We start from the raw sequence: 19,167 nt of genomic DNA on the forward strand, positions 1-19,167 counted from the left end.
CGTGATTACCTCGACAGGGTGGGACCGGCCTCGAGGGTGCGCTCGTACTCGCGCTGCGCCTCCTCGTTCAGCTCGGTCTTGCGGGCACCGCTGCGGGCCACCCAGGCGCCGAACCAGATGGTGAGTTCGCGGGCGAAGACGAAGGCCGCGATGGCCAGCGGGGCGAGTAGCTGCTCGCCCGCGAGTTCGAGACCCTGCGACGCCGTGAGCTTCCAGAAGGGCGCCTCGAAGAGCTGGCCCAGGATGTGTCCGGCGTAGGCGATCAGCCCGACCACGATGCCGAACACCACCCACAGGCCCCAGCGGCCGCGGTTGATGATGGCTCCCAGGAGCCAGAAGCCGAGGAAGAACACGACCACCGGGGTCCAGAACCCCCAGGTGAGCAGCGGGGCGACGAGCGCCTCGCCGATGTTCTCCCCGTTCACATCGCCGGCCAGGGCGCCGAGGCCGAGTGTGGTGGCGAGGTAGAGCAGCGCGAAGGCGACGGTGGCGAGCAGGCCGATGGCCCCGGCGGGGCCGCGGTTGCCACGCTCGCGCGGTGGCTCCGGCGCCTGCACGAAGATCGGCTGCGGCTGCTGCGGCGCGGCGGCCGCGCCGTTCGTGAGCGGTTCGGACGGCACGATGCGGGTGTCGGTGTCGTCGGCGTGCGATGCGTAGGCCGCACCGGCCATGGCCGACTCCTCGTGCGCGTGGCTGCTCGGCGTGGAGTACAGCGAGGTCTCCGGCGTCGCGTACAGCGAGGTCTCGGGGGTCGCATCGCGGCGGTCCGCGTCGCGGAGGTCCGCGTCACGGCGGTCGCCGTCGGTGCTCGAGGGCATCGGGGCGGCGGAGCTGAAAGTACCGGGGTGGTCCCGCTCGGCGGCCTCGAAGGCGGCGAGATCGGGGTCGACGGCGGACTCCTGCCGGGTCGCGGCCTGGTCGGCCACTGGCTCGGAGGAGGCCGCGGTGACGTCTGCGGCGCGGGAATCATCCGCACGGGCGTCGTCGGCGTGGCCGGGGACATCTCCGCGGGCCGCCGCCGCGGCGTCGAGACCGGCGTTCGCGCTGCCGACGACGTCGTCGACGTCGTTCGACTTCTCGGGCTGACGAGCCTCGGGATCACTCATGGGGTGCGCCTCTCATCGGGGATGTGCAGTGCGAGATTACCGCCGCCTGTCCCGGCGCTTCCGGAGGCGTGCCGTCGTGTCGCCATACGCGTGGTCCCGCGGTTTCCGCCGCTCAGGGAAAAGTACTGCGAAGCGCATCCCCGGCGAACTGCGCGAGGATCGGCACCATCGGCAGCGAGAGCCAGACGAGTCCGGCGACGATCCCTGCACACACGATGCCGGCGAACCAGCTCATCCCGAGGTTGCGTCCACCCACCCGTGCCATGGTCTCACCGTAGGCCCGAGCCGTCGCGAGGGTCGTGAGCAACGCCGCGTCGAGGTGGTGTCGCTCAACGGGCGCTACGACCGCGCATCCGCCAGAGCAGCCAGAGCCCGGAAGCCGGGACCAGTAGGAACCCCAGGAGCAGGAGCAGGTGCCACTCCCCGAAGGAGGGGACGAGTGGGTTCACCACCTCCGGCATGGTTTCGCCGCCGGTCGAGCTGCCGGACGCCGATCCGGTGGAGAAGCCGGTCATCGTCGATGCGATCAGGACGGTCAGCCCGGTGGCGACGAAGGGCACCAGGATCGCAACCGCCTTCTCCCAGGTCCGCCACATCGCACTCAGGCTCACGAGCACCGCACCCACGAACCAGCCGACGACCGGCACCACGATCCCGCCGAAGCTGAGGGTGAGCGCGGCCGCGATCGCGAAGCCCCGCGTCGCGGTCGTCGGCGTGCGCGGAGCCGAGGGTGCGGGCGTGGGCGCAGGGAGCACGACGGGCGGCGCGGTCGGAACCTCGTCCTCCGCCTCACGGGCGATCCCTCGGGGGTCCCCCAGCCGGTCGATCCGCTCCGCGGTCGCCTCCGCATCGAGCCCGTCGAGTTCCTCCGCGATCCCGCCGCGGATGTCCGACGCGACACCGTGCGGTAGTCCGCGCATCGCCTCGTCCAGCCGCGCCAGGTAGTCGTCACGCAGCTCGGCTGCGGTCTTCTCGGTCATTGTCATCCTTCCCCCACCATGCCCGTGACGGCACGGGCGAACGGCGCCCACTGCGCCCGGAAGCGCGCGAGCTGATCGATACCGGCATCCGTGAGCCGGTAGTACTTGCGCACCGGACCGCTCTCCGACGGCCGGTCGAACGTCGTCACCCAGCCGTTGTCGCGCAGCCGCCCGAGGAGCGGATACAGCGTGCCGATGCTGGCGATCAGCCCGGCGCCGGTGAGTGCATCCGACAGCTGCCAGCCGTACATGGGCTCGCGCGACAGCAGACCGAGTACGCAGTACTCGACCACTCCCTTGCGCATCTGCGCACCGACGTCCGCTGTCATGCCTCACAAGGTAGCATGTGACGCAGGATAGCGGCAGCGGTTCTTCGGTCAGCCCTTTGTCGCTCCGGCGGTCAGACCGCCGACGATGTACTTCTGCAGGAAGAGGAACAGCACCATGACCGGGATCGCGGCCATGACCGCGCCGGCGGAGAAGGCCGACCAGTCGGCATAGCGGGGGTTCGCGACGAGCTTGGTCAGACCGACGACAAGGGTCTGCTGATCCACGTCGACGAGCATGACGCTGGCGATCACGTACTCGTTCACCGTGCCGATGAAGGAGAGCAGACCGACGACCGCGAGGATCGGCGCGACCAGGCGCAGGATGATCGTGAAGAAGATCCGCGCGTGCCCGGCGCCGTCGATGCGGGCGGCCTCGTCGATCTCCTTCGGGATCGTGTTGAAGAAGCCGTACATCAGGTAGGTGTTCACGCCCAGCGCGCCGCCGAGATAGACGAGGATCAGGCCGGTGTGCGTGTTGAGGCCGATCGCCGGGAACCAGTCCCCCAGCGTCGACATCAGCAGGAAGATCGCGACGACCGCGAGGAGCTGCGGGAACATCTGCACGACGACGATGGTGACGAGCCCCACGCGGCGGCCCGCGAAGCGCATGCGGGAGAAGGCATATGCCGCACAGGCCCCGATGAAGACGGTGACCGCGCCCGTCACGACCGCGATGAGCAGCGTGTTCAGGAACCACGTCCCGTACGGATTCTGCGGGTCGCTGAGGATGCGCACGTAGCTGTCGATCCCGATGGCCGAGAAGAGCTGGTTCGACCCGGTGAGCGTGCCCTTCGGGTTGAGCGAGGCCGACACCACGTACAGCAGCGGGAAGAGGGCGAAGGCGCTCACCACGATGGCGACGAGATGACGCCAGCCGGTGTCGGCGAACCAGGCGCCGAACGAACGACGCCGCGGAGCGGTGCGGTGGGCGGTGGCGGTGGCGGTGCTGGGGACGGTGCTCATGTCAGTTCAGCTCCTCGAGGGCCTTGGTCTTGCGGAAGCTGATGATCGAGATCGTCGCGACCACGACGAAGATCAGGATCGTGAAGGCGGAGGCGAGTCCGTAGTCGCGGGTCTGTCCGGTGAACGCCACCTTGTAGACCATCGAGATGAGGATGTCGGTGTGGCCGACGGGGATCGACACGTCGCTGAAGCGCGGGCCGCCCTTGGTCAGCATGTAGATCAGGTTGAAGTTGTTGAAGTTGAACGCGAACGACGAGATCAGCAGCGGCGCCACGGTCACCAGCAGCAGCGGCAGCTTGATGCGGCGGAAGATCTGCCACGCGTTCGCGCCGTCCATGACGGCGGCCTCGTTCACGTCGTCCGGGATGCCCTGCAGCGCGCCCATGCAGACGAGGAACATGTACGGGAAGCCGAGCCAGAGGTTCACCAGCAGCACGGACACCTTCGCCAGCACCGGGTCGGTGAGCCACGGGATGGCCGCGCCGCCGAACAGCACCTGGTTGATGAACCCGAAGCTCTCGTTCATCATCCCGGCCCAGACGAGCGCGGAGAGGAACGCGGGGAAGGCGTACGGGAGGATGAGGATGATCCGGTAGCCGTTGCGGAAGCGCATGCGCGTGTTGTTGAAGACGAGCGCGAGCAGCAGGCCGAGGAAGAAGGTCGTCGCGACGGACACCAGCGCGAAGACGAAGGTCCAGACGGTGACGGAGATGAGCGGGCCGCGGATGGACTCGTCGGTCACCGCGCGGACGAAGTTGTCGAAGCCGACCGTGGTCTGCCAGCCGGGCAGCAGCTGCTCGCCGTCCTCCGCCGTGAACGCACCGTCGCCGGTGTCGCTGTAGACCGTGCCGGTCGCGGTGTCCGTGATCGTGTCCGCAGCGGCGTCGTAGATCAGCGTCGAGACGTACAGGTAGCCGTTCTGACCGTCGGGTGCACGGAGGCTGCCGTCGTTGGGGTCGTCACTGAACGGGACGGAGAGCTGCTCCAGCTCCTCCGACAGGGTGAAGACGGTGGCGAGCGGAAGAGTGGTCCACCCGTCCAGGGCGACGGCCTTGCCGCCTTCGAACTCCGCGTCGACCTCGGCGAGAGGCTGCTCCGCCGTGCCGAGGAGCGCATCGCCGTCCTCCGGATCCGTGACGAGGAGGCCGTAGGTGCCGAACTGCTCGACCACCGTGACGGGGTACGTCGGAGAGTCCTCGACGCGCTCCTGCGCGGAGGCGAGCAGCGACGAGATCGCCTGCTCCTTGCTCCCGTTGTGACCGGTGCCGTAGTTCGTGAAGCCGATGTAGCCCGTGTAGAGGAGCGTGAAGACCTGGAACAGGACCAGGAAGATGATGCCGGGGGTGAGGTACTTCGCCGCGATGCGCTTGCGGGAGAAGTAGATGTAGTTGACGAGGACCGTCACCGCGACGACGAGGCCGAGGACCAGCCACTCGTGCTGCACGAGCAGCACGAACACGGCGTAGACGGCGATCGCGTCCACGATCGCCAGCAACAGGATCTTGAGCAGCATCCACCCGATCGGTCGGGAGGCCGCCTCGGCGATCTTCGCCGCCTGGCGCTGCCGAGGAGTGGGGGGCGCGGTGCGCTCTTCGGTGTCTGTCATGTCGTCCTCGTCATGGTCCTGCCGGGGCGGGCTGGTCGGCCCGCCCCGGCAGGGTCGTCATCTTGTCGGCCGTTACTCGATCGCGGCGGTCACGTCGTCGACGAGCTTCTGCCACGTCGCCTGCGGGTCCTCGCCGTTGATGATGGCGGCCTCGGCCACGCCCCAGAACTGCCAGACAGCGCCCATGGCGGGGATCGCCGGCATGGGGACCGCGTCGGCGCCGACGGCCTGGAAGCCGGCGATGATCGGGTCGGACGCCGCGGTGTCGGCGGCAGCCGTGAGGGCCGGGAGCACGTTGCCGGCCTTGAACAGCTCCAGCTGCACGTCCTCCGTGCCGAGGTAGTTGACGAGGAAGTCGTTGGCCGCGACCTTGTTCTTCGACTCGGCGCTCACGAAGAAGCCCTTGACGCCGGCGAACGGCGAGGCCGTCTCCCCCGTCGGGCTCGGGATCGGGTCGATCTCGACGTTGATGCCCGCCTCGGTGGCCGCGCCCACGTTCCACGGGCCGGTCAGCCAGAAGGCGGCGGTGCCGTCGAGGAACTGCTGCTTGGCGATCTCGCCGTCGATATCGGTGTTCAGCGTGCCGGCCGCGCCCTGCGCTCCCAGCCAGTCGGCGAAGGCGAAGCCGCCCTCGCTGCCGAGCTGCAGGTCGGTCGGGTCGTAGCTGCCGCTGTCGTCGGTGCCGAAGACCGGAGCGCCGAACGCGGTCTGGAACGGGTACAGGTGGTACGGGTTGCCCTCGGCGCCCTGCTCCACCACGAAGGTGCCCTTCGAGACCATGTCGTCGAAGCTCGTCGCGGGCTCGGGGACGAGGTCGGCGTTGCGCAGGACCGCGATGTTCTCGACCGCGTACGGGAGCATGTAGACGGTGCCCTCGTAGGTCGCCGCCTGGAGCGCGACGGGGAGGTAGTCCTCAGAGCTGTCGCCGAGCTCGATCGGCGCGACGACGCCGTTGGTCGAGAGCTCGCCGAGCCAGTCGTGAGCGCCCATGACCACGTCGGGGCCCTTGCCGGTCGGGACCTGCTGGATGAAGTCGTCCTTCATGTCGTCGACGGACTTCCCCACCAGCTTGACCGTGACACCGGTCTTCTCCTGGTACGCGTCCGCCGCGCCCTGCAGCGCGTCGACCCGCTCGGCGTCGACCCAGACGGTCAGCGTGCCGCCGCCGTCTCCACCGGAGGAAGAGTCGTCGCCGCCGGAGCCGGTCGAGCAGCCGGCGAGCGTCAGAGCCGAAACGATGGCGATGGCGCCCGCGGCGACCATGCCCCTCTTGTTCACCTTCATTGGTGTGTGCCTCTCTCAGTGCTGAGCGCCTGCAAGACTGCAAGCGCTTACAGTATGCATCGTTTCGAAAGGCGATCACAATCCGCGAGCGCGTTGATATCAACCCGTGATCGGCACGACGAGACTCTCCTGATATGAAAACGCTTCCATATCAGCCGATGGTGAGGGCATCAGCGCGCGGCGTCACCGCCAGCACGATGCGGCGCATCGCGGATGACGCGGTCGATCCAGTCACGCCGCGGCAAGGCGGCGATGGCCTCTCGCGGGCACCAGCGCAGTTCGACGATCTCGTCCATGTCCGGTGCCGGGTCGCTGAGCAGCTCGCACTCGTAGGCGACCGTGACGTAGCCGACCTGGTCGCCGTTCGGATAGGTCACCGCCATCGGGTCGCCACCGTACGCGCCGATGAGTCCTGTGATCCGCAGACGCGCTCCCGTCTCTTCGAGGACTTCCCGGGCGACCGCGTCCGTGGGCTCTTCACCGGGCTCGATGCCGCCCCCGAGCAGACTCCACACGCCGGAGTGCGCGTGTCGGGCCAGCAGGAACCGTTCGCCGTCGCGGATGACGGCGGTGACACCGGGCAGCAGGAGGAAGTCGTGTCCGATCCGCGCACGGATCGCCTCGACGTAGGGCGACATCGGCATCGACGAAGTCTAGGCGCCGGGGCGGCGCGCGCCCCGTGAGCCCGCTCACGGGACTTTCCGCACCCCCGCGGATACAGTTGAGTCATGGCTGACAGTTCCTTTGACATCGTCTCGAAAGTGGATCGCCAGGAGGCCGAGAACGCCCTGAACCAGGCGCGCAAAGAGGTGGAGCAGCGCTACGACTTCAAGGGGACCGGCGCTTCGATCGCCTGGAGCGGCGAGCAGATCCTCATCACCGCGAACACCGAGGAGCGCGCGAACGCCGTCCTCGACGTGTTCCAGTCCAAGCTCATCAAGCGCGGCATCTCCCTGAAGAGCCTCGACTCGGGAGAGCCCTTCGCCAGCGGCAAGGAGTTCCGCATCCTGTCGAGCCTGAAGGACGGCATCTCCTCGGAGAACGCGAAGAAGATCGGCAAGATCATCCGCGACGAGGGCCCCAAGGGCGTGAAGAGCCAGATCCAGGGCGACGAGCTCCGCGTGCAGTCCAAGAGCCGCGACGACCTCCAGGCCGTGATCGCGCTCCTCAAGGGCAGCGACCTCGACATCGATCTGCAGTTCATCAACTACCGCTGACGCCATTCGCGTCGGAGGCCAGGGCTCGGGAGTCATCCCGGGCCCTTTCTTTTCCCCGGTCAACGCATACCGAGATATCGGTGTTCTTCGTCGAGACTGGAAGCGGTCGTGATTCGTCACGACTCCGACGCCATCCCCGTCCGACGCCCGATCGCCGCGGTGGATGCGCTTCGAGGATGCCACGCCGGCTCAGGGGAGGGAGCGGCGCGGGCCCCCGAAGCTCGCGTCGGCCTGGGGTCTGCCGACGTCGCACGCCGACCGGTCCCGGGTTCATGACAAGCCTCCCCGCCCGCTGCGCGCCCCCACGCGGATCGGCCCCCCGTGGAGGCATGACGGCAATCCTGCGACCGTCGCTCCCTCACCGCCCGGGAGTGGACGCCGGTCGCAGACCAAGAACGACCGGGGGCTGGGCCATGGGGCAGATCGAGTCGAAGAGCATCGGAGAGAACAAGCAGCTGCTGGCGGATGAGGTGTTCCACCACATCGGGCGGCTCATCACGGAGGGAGAGTTCGCCGAAGGCGACCGGATCCGGGACGTCGACGTGGCGGACGAGCTCCACGTCTCGCGGACGCCGGTTCGCGAAGCGCTCCAGCGCTTGGAGCGACTGGGACTGGTGACGATGTACCCGAGCCGGTACACGGAGGTGACGATGGTCACGCCGCAGGTGGTGGCCGAATCGCTGGAGTTCGCCGGCTACCAGGGCGGCATCACGGCGCGGATGGCGGTGCCGAGACTGAGCGCCGTCCAACGGGAGCGCGTGCAGGATCTCATCGCACGGATGCAGGACTCGCTCGCCGACGGCGCATCGACGGCACGGGCGCGATGGGCCGTCTTCGCCTACCTCGCCGACCACAGCGGAAACCGCCAGCACCGGATGCTCATCGACGATGTCGCCGTCGCCGTGACCCGGAACCTGCGCGGGTGGGTCGTGCGTCCCGGCGATCGCGAGCGGATGCGACAGGTCTATGCGGGGTTCGCCGACGCGGTGCGCTCCGGCGACGGCGATGAGGCGGAGCGCCTCGCACGCGCGATGTACTACGTCTGAACGGCGCGCCAGCCGACGACCCAGCGGTGCAGGCGGCGGTACGCGTCCTCCCGGGCTTCATGTCGGGACAGGAACACGTCGTGCAGGGCGCCGTCGATCCGTTCGACGGTCACCGTGGAACCCAGCCGCAGGGCCGCGCGGGCGATGTCGTCGACGACGAGCACGGAGTCGGCGGAGGTCAGCTCCTCCGACCACCGGGTCGGCGGCACGAACCGCTTCGACAGCAGGACGCAGACCGGCGCCGCGATGTCGAGACCCGCGGCGACGGCCTTGTGCCCGGTGAGGATCGCGTTGAGCCACCCGGCGTACACGGCCATCGTCTGCACGGGACGCCAGGCGGTGTTGACCTCCATCGGGTCGTCGGGGTCGGCCACCTCCTGCTGCGCCCGGGTGTAGTAGCCGAGGTCGACCTGCGGCGCGACGTCGAGCGGCCGGATCCGTGCCTGGAACTCGACCATCGGGGCGATCGCGGCCCGCACGGGAGCGAACTGGAACTCGAGCCAGGGACTGTTCAGGATGAGGGCGTCGGCCGCACCGGGATGCCGCGACGCCCACAGGCTCAGCGTCAGGCCGCCGGTCGAGTGTCCGAAGAGGATCAGGCGTCGCCCGCTCTCCTCGCCGTCCTCGCCGCGCCCCATCGCGTCCAGGGCCGCGGCGATGTCCTCGTCGTAGGTGGACAGGTCGGTGATGTAGCCCGGGGTCTGGCCCTCGCGCAGGCTGCGCCCGTACTTGCGCAGGTCGAGGGCGAAGAAGCGGGCACCGCGAGCCGTCCAGAATCGGGCCAACCGCTTCTGGAAGAAGTAGTCCGACCACCCGTGGATGTAGAGCACGTCCACGCCCTCGAGCAACGGGCGACGGCGCCGGGCGCGCTCCCACCACGGAACCGGAGCCGGCAGAGCCCGCACGAGGGTGGCGACCACCGGACCCTGCTCGTCGCTGCCGAGGTCGAGGGTGAGCTGGGCGAACTCATCGCCGAGAACATCCGGAACCCACTCGGCCATGCGTCCTCCCCCTCGCGCCCAGGCTAGCCCACGGCGTCACTCGCCGCCCGGACGGGCGACGGCGAAGTCGTCCGCTATGGTGGCCGCGATCGGCGCGAGGTCGTCGATCCCCGACCCGTCGAACGTCGTGAGACGCAGCCAGTCCGCACCCACGCGAAGATCGAGCACCGGACGGCGGAGTTCGTCGACGCCGGTGCGGGCGGCATCCACGCCCTCGATCGCGATCTCCTCCCCGTCCTCGAGCTCGTCGAACGCCCACGCGCCACCGGGCAGCGTGGTGAGCATGATGTACCCCTGGGCCGCGTACTCGTCGTCCCCGGAGGCGTAGTAGCAGATCCGCGCACCGTTGCGCTCCTGGTAGACCTCGGCCGGGATGGACCATCCGCCGAACGCGTCGATCACGTGCACCTCGGCGTCGACCTGCTCTGCGAGCTCCGTCGCGGTGAGGAACCGCGTGCAGTCCACGCCCTCGACCGCACTCTCCAGCACATCCACCTCACGCAGCGACGCCACGGCTGCCGCGCCGAGTCCGCGCAGGGCCTCCTCGAGCGTCGCAATATCGTCAGGCCCCTTCTCCGGATCCACGACGGTCGCCGAGACCAGGACGTCGCCGTCGACCAGCTGGAAGAAGCAGTATCCGCCGCTCTCGCAGCGGGACTCCTCACCGTAGTACCCGCCGCGGGACTCCGCGCCCGTGATCGTCTCCTCGGCCCCGGGGAGGATCGTGACCTCCCAGTTGCGCTCCGCCGTCCCCGCCGAGCAGGCGATGCCGCCCGCCCGCTGGAACATGTGCTGCGCGGGACCGGGGTACCAGCTCGGTGACGACCACACACCCAGCGCCTCCGCCACCTCACCCTCGACCTCGCCGGCGGAGCCCGACATCGCTTCGGCGACATCGGCGCAGTCCACATCGAAGGCCGGAGTGGGCGCTTCCGCCGATGCGGGAGTGGGCGCGACCGTGGCGGCGGCCGTCGGCGTGCCGGTGGGCTTCACCTCGGGTTCGGGTGCACAGCCGGACAGCAGGAGCACGGCCACGGCGCCGAGGGCCAGGAGTGCACGAGGTCGCATGGCCTCAGCCTAGGGCTGCGGGGACCCGGCGCCGGGAGCACGCCCCGGCGCCGAGACGACTCACTCGCCGCGGGAGACGCGCACCATCTCGTCGCGCGGGACGACCTTCACACGTGCACGCTCCTGGGGCGCGCCGAGGCTGATCTCGTGCTCGTCGAGGCGGTGCCAGCCGTCCAGGTCGGTCCAGGCGACGCCGCGCTCGGCGAGCAGCGCCGGGATGGCCTCCTCGGACGGGTCCTCCGGGTGCCACCACGAGCCCTGGTCGTTGATGAGGTGACGGACGGTCTCCATGGCGTCGGACTTCGTGTGGCCGATGAGGCCGACCGGGCCGCGCTTGATCCACCCCGTGGCGTACACGCCGGGGACGCGGTCGTTGGAGTCCTTCGCGAGCACCTGGCCCTCGTGGTTCGGGATGACGCCGTGCTTCTTGTCGAAGGGGACCCCGGGCAGCGGCGAGCCGAAGTAGCCGATCGCGCGATACAGCGCCTGCACGGGCACCTCGCGCAGCTCACCGGTGCCGACCGCACCGCCCTGGCCGTCCGGCTGGGTGCGCTCGTACACGAGAGCCGCGACACGGCCGTTCTCGTCGGTGCGCACCTCGACCGGGCGCGCCCAGAAGTGCAGGTGCAGGCGGCGCGAGGCGGTGCCGCCGGCGTTGTTGACGGAGTCGCGCTTGCGCCACGACTGCAGGATGCGGTCGATGACCATGACCTGCTTGTTGCTCGCGACTGCGTCCTTCGAGGCCTCGTCGTAGTCGAAGTCCTCGTCGTAGACGACCATGTCGACGTCGCGCAGCTCCCCCAGCTCGCGGAGCTCCAGCGGCGTGAACTTCACCTGGGCCGGGCCCCGGCGGCCGAACACGTGCACGTCCGTGACGGCGCTCGCCTTGAGCCCCTCGTACACGTTCTCGGGGACCTCGGTGACGAGAAGGTCCTCCGCATGCTTCGCGAGCATGCGGGAGACGTCGAGGGCGACGTTGCCGTTGCCGAGGACCGCCACCGAGGCGGCGTCCAGCGGCCACTCGCGCGGCACGTCGGGGTGGCCGTCGAACCAGCTCACGTAGTCGGCGGCGCCGTAGGAGCCCACCGCGTCGATGCCGGGGATGTCCAGCGACGTGTCACGGATCGCCCCGGTGGCGAAGATGACCGCGTTGTAGTGCTTCTTGAGGTCGTCGAGCGTGATGTCCTCGCCGAACCGGACGTTGCCGAAGAGGCGGATGTCGCCACGGTCGAGCACGTCGCGCAGGGCGGTGATGATGCCCTTGATGCGGGGGTGGTCGGGGGCGACGCCGTACCGGACGAGCCCGTACGGGGCCGGAAGCTGCTCGAACAGGTCGATCGACACGTCGAACTTGCGCTCGGCCTTCAGCAGGATGTCCGCGGCGTAGATGCCCGCGGGGCCTGCGCCGACGATGGCCAGTCTCAGCTTGGTCATGGAGGTCCTTTCGTGTGCCGTCGCGGGAGACACCCGGGCCCGGGGCCCGTGCACGGTGTCAGCTGGAGCGCTCGGCGAGGGTCTCGGCGAATCGGGTGAGCGCTTCGCGCACGGTGCCGCGCGGAAGTGCGGTGAGGGCGTCGATCGCCTCCTGCGTCCACGCGTGGGCGAGCTCGAGGGTCTTCTGGGTGACGGCGTGGTCGCGGAGCTCGTCCAGCGGTCCGTCGAGGATCGCCGGGTCGGCGCCGTCGGCGATGAGGGCCACGCCGTCGTCGATGCGGGCGGCGAGGTCGGCCGCGGCGTCGTCGTCCTCCGCCTTGAGCAGGAGGTACGGCATGGTCGGGACACCCGCGCGCAGGTCGGTGCCCGGGACCTTGCCCGTCTCCTCGGGCTTGGCCGACAGGTCGATCACGTCGTCGAGGAGCTGGAAGGCGACGCCGATCTTCTCGCCGTAGACGCGCAGCGGCTCCTCGTACTCCGCGGGGGCGTTCGAGAAGATCACGCCGCCCTGGGTGGCCGCGGCGATCAGCGAACCGGTCTTGTCTGCGAGCACCTGGATGTAGAACGCGATCGGGTCGTCGTCCGGCTGCGGACCGAGGGTCTCGTGCATCTGCCCGAGGACCAGGCGTTCGAACGTGTCGGCCTGGAGCCGGATGGCCCGCTCGCCGAGCCGCGACATGAGCTGGCTGGCGCGCGAGAAGAGGATGTCGCCGGTGAGGATGGCGATGTTGTTGCCCCACACCGTCTGCGCGGCGGGGACACCGCGGCGGCGGTCGGCGCCGTCCATGACGTCGTCGTGGTAGAGCGAGCCGAGGTGCGTGATCTCCAGTGCCTTCGCGACGTCGATCACCTCTCGGGTGTTGCCGTCGCCGAGCTGCGCCGCGAGCAGCGTCAGTACGGGGCGGATGCGCTTGCCCCCGGCCTCGTACAGATAGCGGCTGGCGGCGTCGGCGAGGGGGTCGGCGACACGCACGTCGTCCGCGAGCCCGGTCTCGACCAGCTCCAGTCCGTCCTCGATGGTGCGGGCGATGCGACGCGCGGCGGGACCGACGAAGACGCGATCGCTGAAGCCGAGACGGCTCGCGAGTCGCGAACCCGGGGCGCTGGGGCTCGAAGTCACGCTCCCAGCCTACCTGCGTCGGGTGCCGCCGTTCGCGCCGTGCTCACGCGGGCTTGCGCGCCCGGTGCAGGGCCACGATGCCGAAGGTGAGGTTGCGGTAGGCGACGTCCTGCCAGCCGGCCTCCCTGATCCATGCGGACAGCCGCTTCTGGTCGGGCCAGTCGCGGATCGACTCGTTCAGATAGTCGTAGGCGTCGCCATTCGTTCCGGCGACCCGGGCCACGCGCGGGAGCACCTGCGCGTTGTAGAACCGGTAGACCCCGCGGAAGAGCTTGCCCGGAGGGGTGGAGAACTCGTTGATGACGAGGCGGCCGCCCGGCTTGGTCACCCGGTAGAGCTCGCGCAGCGCCTTCTTCGGGTCGTTCACGTTGCGCAGGGCGTACGACATCGTCACCGCGTCGAACTCGTCGTCCGCGAACGGCAGGGCGGTGGCATCCGCCTGCACGAACGAGAGGTTGCGCATCGCTCCGTGGCGGCGCTGGCCCTCGGCGAGCATGCCGGGCGAGAAGTCCGCCGCGACGACCTGCGCGCCGCTGCGGGCGAGGGAGGCGGAGGAGGACGCCGTGCCCGCGCCGAGGTCGAGGATGCGCTCGCCCGGCTTCGGGGCGACGGCGCGGGTGGTCGCGGCCCGCCAGAGCGCGTCGTTGCCGAACGTCATCGCGGTGTTCGTGCGGTCGTACCCGGCGGCGACCTGGTCGAACATGCCGCTGACGCGGGCGGGGTCCTTGCCGAGATCGGCGCGGTTCTTGTCGTTCGCGGTCACGCGTCCAGTCTAGGCGCGAGGTCCAGCGCTTCGAGTCGGTCCAGCCAGGGATCGGCCGTGGCGTCGTCGAACGGCGCCGTGCGTTCCATGACCCGCGTCTCGAGGTCGAGCGCCAGCTCCTCCAGATGCCGCATGACGGGGGCCGGGTAGCCGTAGCGGGCGCTGTGCTCCGCCCATTCGTCGCGGTCGTCCACCCAGGTGCCGCGCTCCCCCTCCACGCGGACGACGTCGAGGTCCATGTCGATCCCGGTCGCGAGCAGCGGGTCGTCCGCCCACCGCACGTCCCACCCGAGGTCGATGTAGACGCGCATCCCCCGGGGGTGGCGGCGATTGACGGTGAGCGCGAAGTCGGCGCTCGGCGGGACGAGGGTGACGTTCGGCGTGGCGGCGTGGAACTCGGCTCCCGGGCGGGCGCTGTGCCAGCCGGTGGGCTGCCCCACCCAGTCGCCCCACCGGTCGGCACCGAGGTACACGCACTCGTGGCGCCAGTGCGGCGACCCGTCCCACTTGCGCCACTGGAAGATCATCTCGGCACCGGCTGCGGGACGCGCATCGCTCATCCGCCCACCCTACGTCCGCGGAATAGGCTGGAGTCGTGCAGCACACCCCCCTGGTCGTGGAGACCCGAGAGATCGACCCGGTCGAAGACCTCCTCTCCTTCGCGGACCCCGCCCGCCCGCTCGCCTGGTTCCGCCGCGGCGACGGGATCGTGGCCGTGGGTGAGCCGTTCGCCGAGCTCCGCCCGTCGGCCGAGGAGGGGCGCACCCGCGCCGAGACCCTCGCGACGCTCTGGCAGGGTCTCGCGGCGGCGGCCGTGGTCTCCGACCCGCTGCGACTCCCCGGAACCGGACTCGTCGCGTTCGGGGCCTTCACCTTCGACGAGGACTCGCGCGCCGACAGCGTGCTCGTCATCCCGTCGCGGATCCTCGGCCGCCATGGCGACCGCTTCTGGGAGACCCGCATCCGCCGGTCCGACGACGAGCGTGCGCCGGGTGCCGTCGAGCCCGCGGAGTACGGACCGCACTGGGCGGGGACCGTGGGCCCCGGAGCGCAGAGCCCCCAGGGCTACCAGGACGCCGTGCGGGGCGCGCTGGACCGCATCGCGGACGGCGAGCTCAGCAAGGTCGTCCTCGCCCGCGACCTCCAGGGCACCATCCCCGCGGGCTCCGACCTGCGGCGGCTCGTCCGCGCGCTCGCCACCGGGTACCCGGACACCTGGGTCTTCGCCGTGGACGGACTCATCGGCGCGAGCCCGGAGACCCTCGTCACGGTGCAGGACCGGACGGTGACCGCGCGCGTGCTCGCCGGGACGATCGGACGCGGGGCCGACGCCGACGCCGACACCGCCGCGTCCGCGCACCTCGCCTCCAGCACCAAGGACCTCGACGAGCACCAGTACGCCGTGCAGAGCGTGCTCGCATCCCTCCGCCCGTACACCAGGGCCCTCGCGGCGAGCGAGCAGCCCTTCCTCCTCAAGCTGCCCAACCTCTTCCACCTCGCGACCGATGTGGAGGGCGAGCTGGAGGACGGTCGTTCCGCCCTCGACCTCGTGCGCGCACTCCATCCGACCGCAGCCGTCGCCGGCACCCCGACACCGACGGCCATCGCCGCCATCCGGGAGCTCGAACCGTTCGACCGCGGGCGCTACGCCGGACCGGTCGGCTGGGTCGACGCGGACGGCAACGGCGAGTGGGCCATCGCCCTGCGGTGCGCGCAGTTCACGACGACGGACGACGCGATCGCGGTCACGGCCTACGCCGGGGCCGGGATCGTCGCCGGATCGGATCCGGAGAGCGAGCTCCTCGAGACACGCGTGAAGTTCCGCCCGCTCGTGGACGCGCTGGCTTGAGCCCGGCGCGGTCAGCTCGCGGCGAGGCGCTTCTTCTCGGCCTCGACGTCGAAGTCGGCCACCGGCCACTGCGGGTCGATGTCCTCGAGGGCGGCGAGCAGCAGCTCCTGCACGGCCAGCCGCGCGTACCACTTCGCGTTCGCCGGCACGACGTACCAGGGCGCAGCCTCGGTGGACGTGCGATCGAAGACGGTCTGGTACGCCTCCATGTACTGCGGCCACAGCATCCGCTCGTCGACGTCGCCTGGGTTGTACTTCCAGTGCTTGTCCGGGCGCTCCAGGCGCTCCATCAGCCGCGCCTTCTGCTCCTCCGGGGAGATGTGCAGCATGACCTTGACGATGCGGACGCCGGAGGCCGCGACGCGCTCCTCGAACGCGTTGATCGCGTCGTAGCGCCGCTCGATCTCGGCGGCGTCGGCGAGCTGCCGTACCCGTCCGATGAGCACGTCCTCGTAGTGCGAGCGGTCGAACACCCCGATGAACCCGGGCTCCGGCAGTCTCTTCTCGACGCGCCACAGGAAGTCGTGCTGCCGCTCCTCCGCCGTCGGCGCCTTGAACGCGGCGAGCGCGACGCCCTGCGGATCGACGCCCCCGACTACGTGCCGGACGATGCCGCCCTTGCCTGCGGAGTCCATCGCCTGCAGGACGAGCAGCACCGCGTCCTGCGCCGTGCCCACCCGGCTCTCGGCGAACAGCCGTTCCTGCAGGTCGTTCAGGCGCTCGAGACCCGCGTCGAGGTCGGCCGTGCCGCGGGACTTGCCGTGGTCATAGCCGGGCTTGCTGTCGGGGTCGACGTCGGCGAGGCGGAAGCCGGGCCGCACCCGCAGGTTCTGCGTCCAGGTGTGCGCGTTCATACGCACATGATGCCAGTCACCGCGGCAGCGGCACCTCGATGATCTGGCGACCGCCGCGCGGCGTCGTCAGCGCCTGGTCGAGAGCGGTGCGCGTGGTGACCCGCTGATACTCCCAGCCGTAGGCGAGCGCGAGGTGCTCCAGGCGCACCCCGTGCGGGGTGTAGAACACGCGATCGAGATGTGCGGCCGGCGCGGTGCCCGCCACCTCCAGGCCGTCGAAGATCGTCCCACCGCCGTCGTTGCCGACGATGACCTGGAGGCGCGGCTCCGTCTCGTCGCTCGGGGACAGCAGCGCACCGACGTCGTGGAGGAACGCGAGGTCGCCGAGCAGCACGCGGGTCACGCCGGGGGCCCCGGCGGCCTGACTGGCGACGGCGATACCCGTGGCGGTGGCGATCGTGCCGTCGATCCCGGCGAGTCCGCGGTTGGCGTGCACGGGGACCTTCTTGCCGCCGAGCACCTCGTCGGCGACGCGGACGAGGCGCGACGATCCGAAGACCAGACGGTCATGCGGCCAGGTGGCCCGCCACACCGCATCCACGAGGCGCTCCCGGTCGAGCGGGCGTCGCACCGCGTCGAGTTCCGCGCGCACGGCGTCACGACGGGCGGCGAAGTCGGTGGAGGAGAGCCCCTCGGTGTCCGGGGCGTTCTCGCTGAGATCAACGGCCTCATCGGCGGCGGCCCGCATCCACGCGCCGAGCCACTCCCGGTCGGTCTCCCCCTGGGCGACCGTGACGGCCGCGACGGCGCGCGTGCGGTGATTCAGATTCAGCTCCTCGCCGCCCTTGCGGACCGCGATCACGTCCACGTCCGCGCGGGAGAGCAGCCGTGCGGCCTCGCGGCTGAGCGTCGGGTGTCCGAGCACGACCACCCGTTCGACGCGTCCGCCGAGGTCGTCCCGGGACAGCAGCCGACGATACCCGTGCACCACCTGGCGTCCGAAGCGCGCGCCGCTGACGATCTCCGCGATGAGCGGCCACCCACCGGCATGGGCGATCTCCTCCGCCGCGGCACCCGCATCGGCGCCCGCGAGGACCACGGTGCGCGGCCCGCGCTCCAGCGCGAACGCCTCCGGCTCCGGCAGGCGCGGCGCCTCCCCCGGCGTCAGCGTCCGTGTCGGCATCGCACCCGACAGCGGCTCGCGGGACGGAAGGTTCAGGTGCACCGGACCGGCGACGCCGGGAAGCCCGGACTCGGGCTCCGCCGCTCCGAGCGCGAGGCCGACCACGCGCGCGGCGAGGCCGTCCCACGTGCCGTCTCCGGGGACGGGCGCGTCGAGCTGCGCACGGACCCAGGGGTGGAACAGCCCCTCCTGGACGGTCGCCTGATTCGCACCGACCCCCCGCAGCTCGGGAGGCCGATCCGCGGTGAGCAGCAGCAGCGGCACCCCGGAGTGGAAGGCCTCCATCGTGGCCGGGAGGAGGTTCGCGACAGCCGTGCCGCTGGTGCATACGAGCGCGACGGGGACCCGGGTCTCCCGTGCGATGCCGAGGGCGGTGAATCCGGCGACCCGCTCGTCGATCCGCACGTGCACGCGCAGCGCGTCCTCGTCGGCGAAGGCCGCCGCGGCGAGCGCGAGAGCCTGCGACCGCGAGCCGGGAGACACCACGACATCACGGACGCCGTGGGACACGAGGTCGGCGAACAGGGAGGCCGCGGCCTCCATCGCCGGCGACGACGTCACGGGCGCGGATCCGCGGCGGGCGGCTCGTCGGTCTCCTCGTCGAGCCGCGCGAGCTCCTCCTCGAGACGACGGATGCGGGCGTCCTGCTCCGCCTTGCTGATGCTGCGGAGGAACGCGGGGTCGTCGTCGGGAGCGACGGTGCGCGGCACGCCCTGGTCGTTGGCCCGGCGACGGCCGATGACGAACCAGAGGATCCCGCCGATGACGGGGATGAGGACGACGATGGCGACCCAGGCGGCCTTGGGCACGCCCCGGTGCCGCGTCGCCGGCTGCACGGCACAGTCGACGATGCTGTACACCCAGAACACGGCGGCGAGGAAGCCGCCGACGATCAGTAGTCTCGCCACCCCTCCAGTGTAGGCATGTCGGGGTCGGACGGGCCCGGGGCGGGCAAAGCGTCCGTTGCTAGACTGCGCGGGACATGCCGCCCCTCGCCCCCGTTCCGACGCCGCGAGCGCGCGCCGAGCGGGTCCTGCAGAGCCGGATCGTCATCGCCGTCGGCCTCGCGCTCCTGCTCGTCGTCGGCGCGTGGTCGGCCTCGCACGGGACGGCGGATGCGCACGCGACCCTGTGCCTCGCCCCGGGCGTCTCGCAGCCGGTCGACACCTCGGCTGCGGGACCGGTCACCGAGGTCGCACCGGCGGATCCGGCCGCCGCGGCGGCGTGCGCGGCGGCAGCTCTCTGCTGCGTCGCCCTCGTCCTTCTCTTCCGGCACCTGCGCACCAGAAGCGGCCTGCGGTTCCGCGATCTCCTCCCCCGGGCGACCACACGGTTCCGCGCCGGCCCCCGCCCGTTCGTGCCCGCGGTCTCGCTCATCCAGCTCTCCATCTCCCGCACCTGATCCGACGCCGGCTCCAGCCGCC

At 70.6% G+C, this 19,167-nt stretch carries 21 protein-coding genes; 4 read left to right on the forward strand and 17 right to left on the reverse strand.

Annotation, left to right across the window (positions count from 1 at the left end; genetic code table 11):
- Positions 1-5: 5 nt before the first annotated feature.
- The 8 genes from BLU02_RS06735 to BLU02_RS06770 form a co-directional block, all read right to left on the reverse strand.
- Complete coding sequence (locus BLU02_RS06735) at positions 6-1,106, reverse strand: acyltransferase family protein (RefSeq protein ID WP_060921244.1); 1,101 nt, start codon at positions 1,104-1,106, stop codon at positions 6-8.
- 112 nt (positions 1,107-1,218) lie between these two features.
- Complete coding sequence (locus tag BLU02_RS17560) at positions 1,219-1,371, reverse strand: hypothetical protein (RefSeq protein ID WP_167627836.1); 153 nt, start codon at positions 1,369-1,371, stop codon at positions 1,219-1,221.
- A 64-nt stretch (positions 1,372-1,435) separates the two neighbouring features.
- Positions 1,436-2,086 (reverse strand): HAAS signaling domain-containing protein, encoded by a 651-nt coding sequence (locus BLU02_RS06745; RefSeq protein WP_060921242.1) that lies wholly within the window; start codon positions 2,084-2,086, stop codon positions 1,436-1,438.
- A 2-nt stretch (positions 2,087-2,088) separates the two neighbouring features.
- A complete protein-coding gene (locus tag BLU02_RS06750; RefSeq protein ID WP_025102416.1) occupies positions 2,089-2,415 on the reverse strand; it encodes a PadR family transcriptional regulator in 327 nt (108 codons plus the stop codon).
- Between the two features lie 48 nt (positions 2,416-2,463).
- On the reverse strand, positions 2,464-3,378 hold the full coding sequence (locus tag BLU02_RS06755; protein ID WP_025102417.1) for a sugar ABC transporter permease: 915 nt from the start codon (positions 3,376-3,378) through the stop codon (positions 2,464-2,466).
- Between the two features lies 1 nt (position 3,379).
- On the reverse strand, positions 3,380-4,984 hold the full coding sequence (locus BLU02_RS06760) for an ABC transporter permease subunit (protein ID WP_060921241.1): 1,605 nt from the start codon (positions 4,982-4,984) through the stop codon (positions 3,380-3,382).
- A 72-nt stretch (positions 4,985-5,056) separates the two neighbouring features.
- Positions 5,057-6,268 (reverse strand): sugar ABC transporter substrate-binding protein, encoded by a 1,212-nt coding sequence (locus BLU02_RS06765; protein ID WP_060921240.1) that lies wholly within the window; start codon positions 6,266-6,268, stop codon positions 5,057-5,059.
- A gap of 170 nt (positions 6,269-6,438) precedes the next feature.
- Positions 6,439-6,912 carry an NUDIX domain-containing protein gene (locus tag BLU02_RS06770; protein ID WP_231919653.1) on the reverse strand — a complete coding sequence of 158 codons (474 nt, stop codon included), beginning with the start codon at positions 6,910-6,912 and terminating at the stop codon, positions 6,439-6,441.
- Positions 6,913-6,996: 84 nt separating this feature from the next.
- Between BLU02_RS06770 and BLU02_RS06775 the strand changes: the two genes are divergently transcribed.
- Together BLU02_RS06775 and BLU02_RS06780 are read left to right on the forward strand one after the other, a co-directional pair.
- Positions 6,997-7,485, forward strand: coding sequence for a YajQ family cyclic di-GMP-binding protein (locus tag BLU02_RS06775; RefSeq protein WP_025102421.1), 489 nt, complete (start codon positions 6,997-6,999; stop codon positions 7,483-7,485).
- A gap of 413 nt (positions 7,486-7,898) precedes the next feature.
- Positions 7,899-8,531 carry a GntR family transcriptional regulator gene (locus BLU02_RS06780; RefSeq protein ID WP_060921238.1) on the forward strand — a complete coding sequence of 211 codons (633 nt, stop codon included), beginning with the start codon at positions 7,899-7,901 and terminating at the stop codon, positions 8,529-8,531.
- Here the strand turns inward: BLU02_RS06780 and BLU02_RS06785 are convergent.
- Genes BLU02_RS06785 through BLU02_RS06810 form a run of 6 tightly spaced genes read right to left on the reverse strand, consistent with a single transcriptional unit; the run spans position 8,522 to position 14,477 of the window.
- The gene (locus tag BLU02_RS06785; protein WP_060921237.1) at positions 8,522-9,532 is read right to left on the reverse strand and encodes an alpha/beta hydrolase; all 1,011 of its coding nucleotides are present in this window, start codon (positions 9,530-9,532) and stop codon (positions 8,522-8,524) included. The two genes, BLU02_RS06780 and BLU02_RS06785, sit on opposite strands and share 10 nt — an antisense overlap.
- 36 nt (positions 9,533-9,568) lie before the next feature.
- Positions 9,569-10,600, reverse strand: a complete 1,032-nt coding sequence (locus BLU02_RS06790; RefSeq protein ID WP_060921236.1) for a hypothetical protein — start codon at positions 10,598-10,600, stop codon at positions 9,569-9,571.
- Positions 10,601-10,660: 60 nt separating this feature from the next.
- Positions 10,661-12,034 carry an FAD-dependent oxidoreductase gene (locus BLU02_RS06795; RefSeq protein ID WP_025102425.1) on the reverse strand — a complete coding sequence of 458 codons (1,374 nt, stop codon included), beginning with the start codon at positions 12,032-12,034 and terminating at the stop codon, positions 10,661-10,663.
- Between the two features lie 58 nt (positions 12,035-12,092).
- Positions 12,093-13,154, reverse strand: coding sequence for a polyprenyl synthetase family protein (locus tag BLU02_RS06800; RefSeq protein WP_060921235.1), 1,062 nt, complete (start codon positions 13,152-13,154; stop codon positions 12,093-12,095).
- Positions 13,155-13,197: 43 nt separating this feature from the next.
- Entirely contained in the window at positions 13,198-13,917 is a 720-nt protein-coding gene (locus BLU02_RS06805) for a class I SAM-dependent methyltransferase (protein ID WP_060921234.1), read from the reverse strand.
- Complete coding sequence (locus tag BLU02_RS06810; RefSeq protein WP_060921233.1) at positions 13,914-14,477, reverse strand: DUF402 domain-containing protein; 564 nt, start codon at positions 14,475-14,477, stop codon at positions 13,914-13,916. The genes BLU02_RS06805 and BLU02_RS06810 overlap by 4 nt, the downstream gene beginning before the upstream one ends.
- A gap of 35 nt (positions 14,478-14,512) precedes the next feature.
- Here BLU02_RS06810 and BLU02_RS06815 point away from each other — a divergent pair, with 35 nt between their 5' ends.
- Positions 14,513-15,766 carry an isochorismate synthase gene (locus tag BLU02_RS06815; RefSeq protein WP_060921232.1) on the forward strand — a complete coding sequence of 418 codons (1,254 nt, stop codon included), beginning with the start codon at positions 14,513-14,515 and terminating at the stop codon, positions 15,764-15,766.
- Between the two features lie 11 nt (positions 15,767-15,777).
- On the opposite strand, the gene BLU02_RS06820 is transcribed toward BLU02_RS06815, so the two are convergent.
- Genes BLU02_RS06820 through BLU02_RS06830 form a run of 3 tightly spaced genes read right to left on the reverse strand, consistent with a single transcriptional unit; the run spans position 15,778 to position 18,651 of the window.
- Positions 15,778-16,620 (reverse strand): polyphosphate kinase 2 family protein, encoded by an 843-nt coding sequence (locus BLU02_RS06820; protein ID WP_060921231.1) that lies wholly within the window; start codon positions 16,618-16,620, stop codon positions 15,778-15,780.
- A 16-nt stretch (positions 16,621-16,636) separates the two neighbouring features.
- Positions 16,637-18,286 carry a 2-succinyl-5-enolpyruvyl-6-hydroxy-3-cyclohexene-1-carboxylic-acid synthase gene (gene menD, locus BLU02_RS06825; RefSeq protein ID WP_083371073.1) on the reverse strand — a complete coding sequence of 550 codons (1,650 nt, stop codon included), beginning with the start codon at positions 18,284-18,286 and terminating at the stop codon, positions 16,637-16,639.
- Between the two features lie 14 nt (positions 18,287-18,300).
- Positions 18,301-18,651, reverse strand: a complete 351-nt coding sequence (locus BLU02_RS06830) for a PLD nuclease N-terminal domain-containing protein (RefSeq protein ID WP_025102432.1) — start codon at positions 18,649-18,651, stop codon at positions 18,301-18,303.
- Between the two features lie 74 nt (positions 18,652-18,725).
- On the opposite strand from BLU02_RS06830, the gene BLU02_RS06835 reads away from it, so the two are divergent.
- The gene (locus tag BLU02_RS06835) at positions 18,726-19,145 is read left to right on the forward strand and encodes a hypothetical protein (RefSeq protein ID WP_060922380.1); all 420 of its coding nucleotides are present in this window, start codon (positions 18,726-18,728) and stop codon (positions 19,143-19,145) included.
- Positions 19,146-19,167 lie beyond the last annotated feature (22 nt).

It is taken from the genome of Microbacterium paraoxydans (assembly GCF_900105335.1).
Taxonomy (GTDB): domain Bacteria; phylum Actinomycetota; class Actinomycetes; order Actinomycetales; family Microbacteriaceae; genus Microbacterium; species Microbacterium paraoxydans.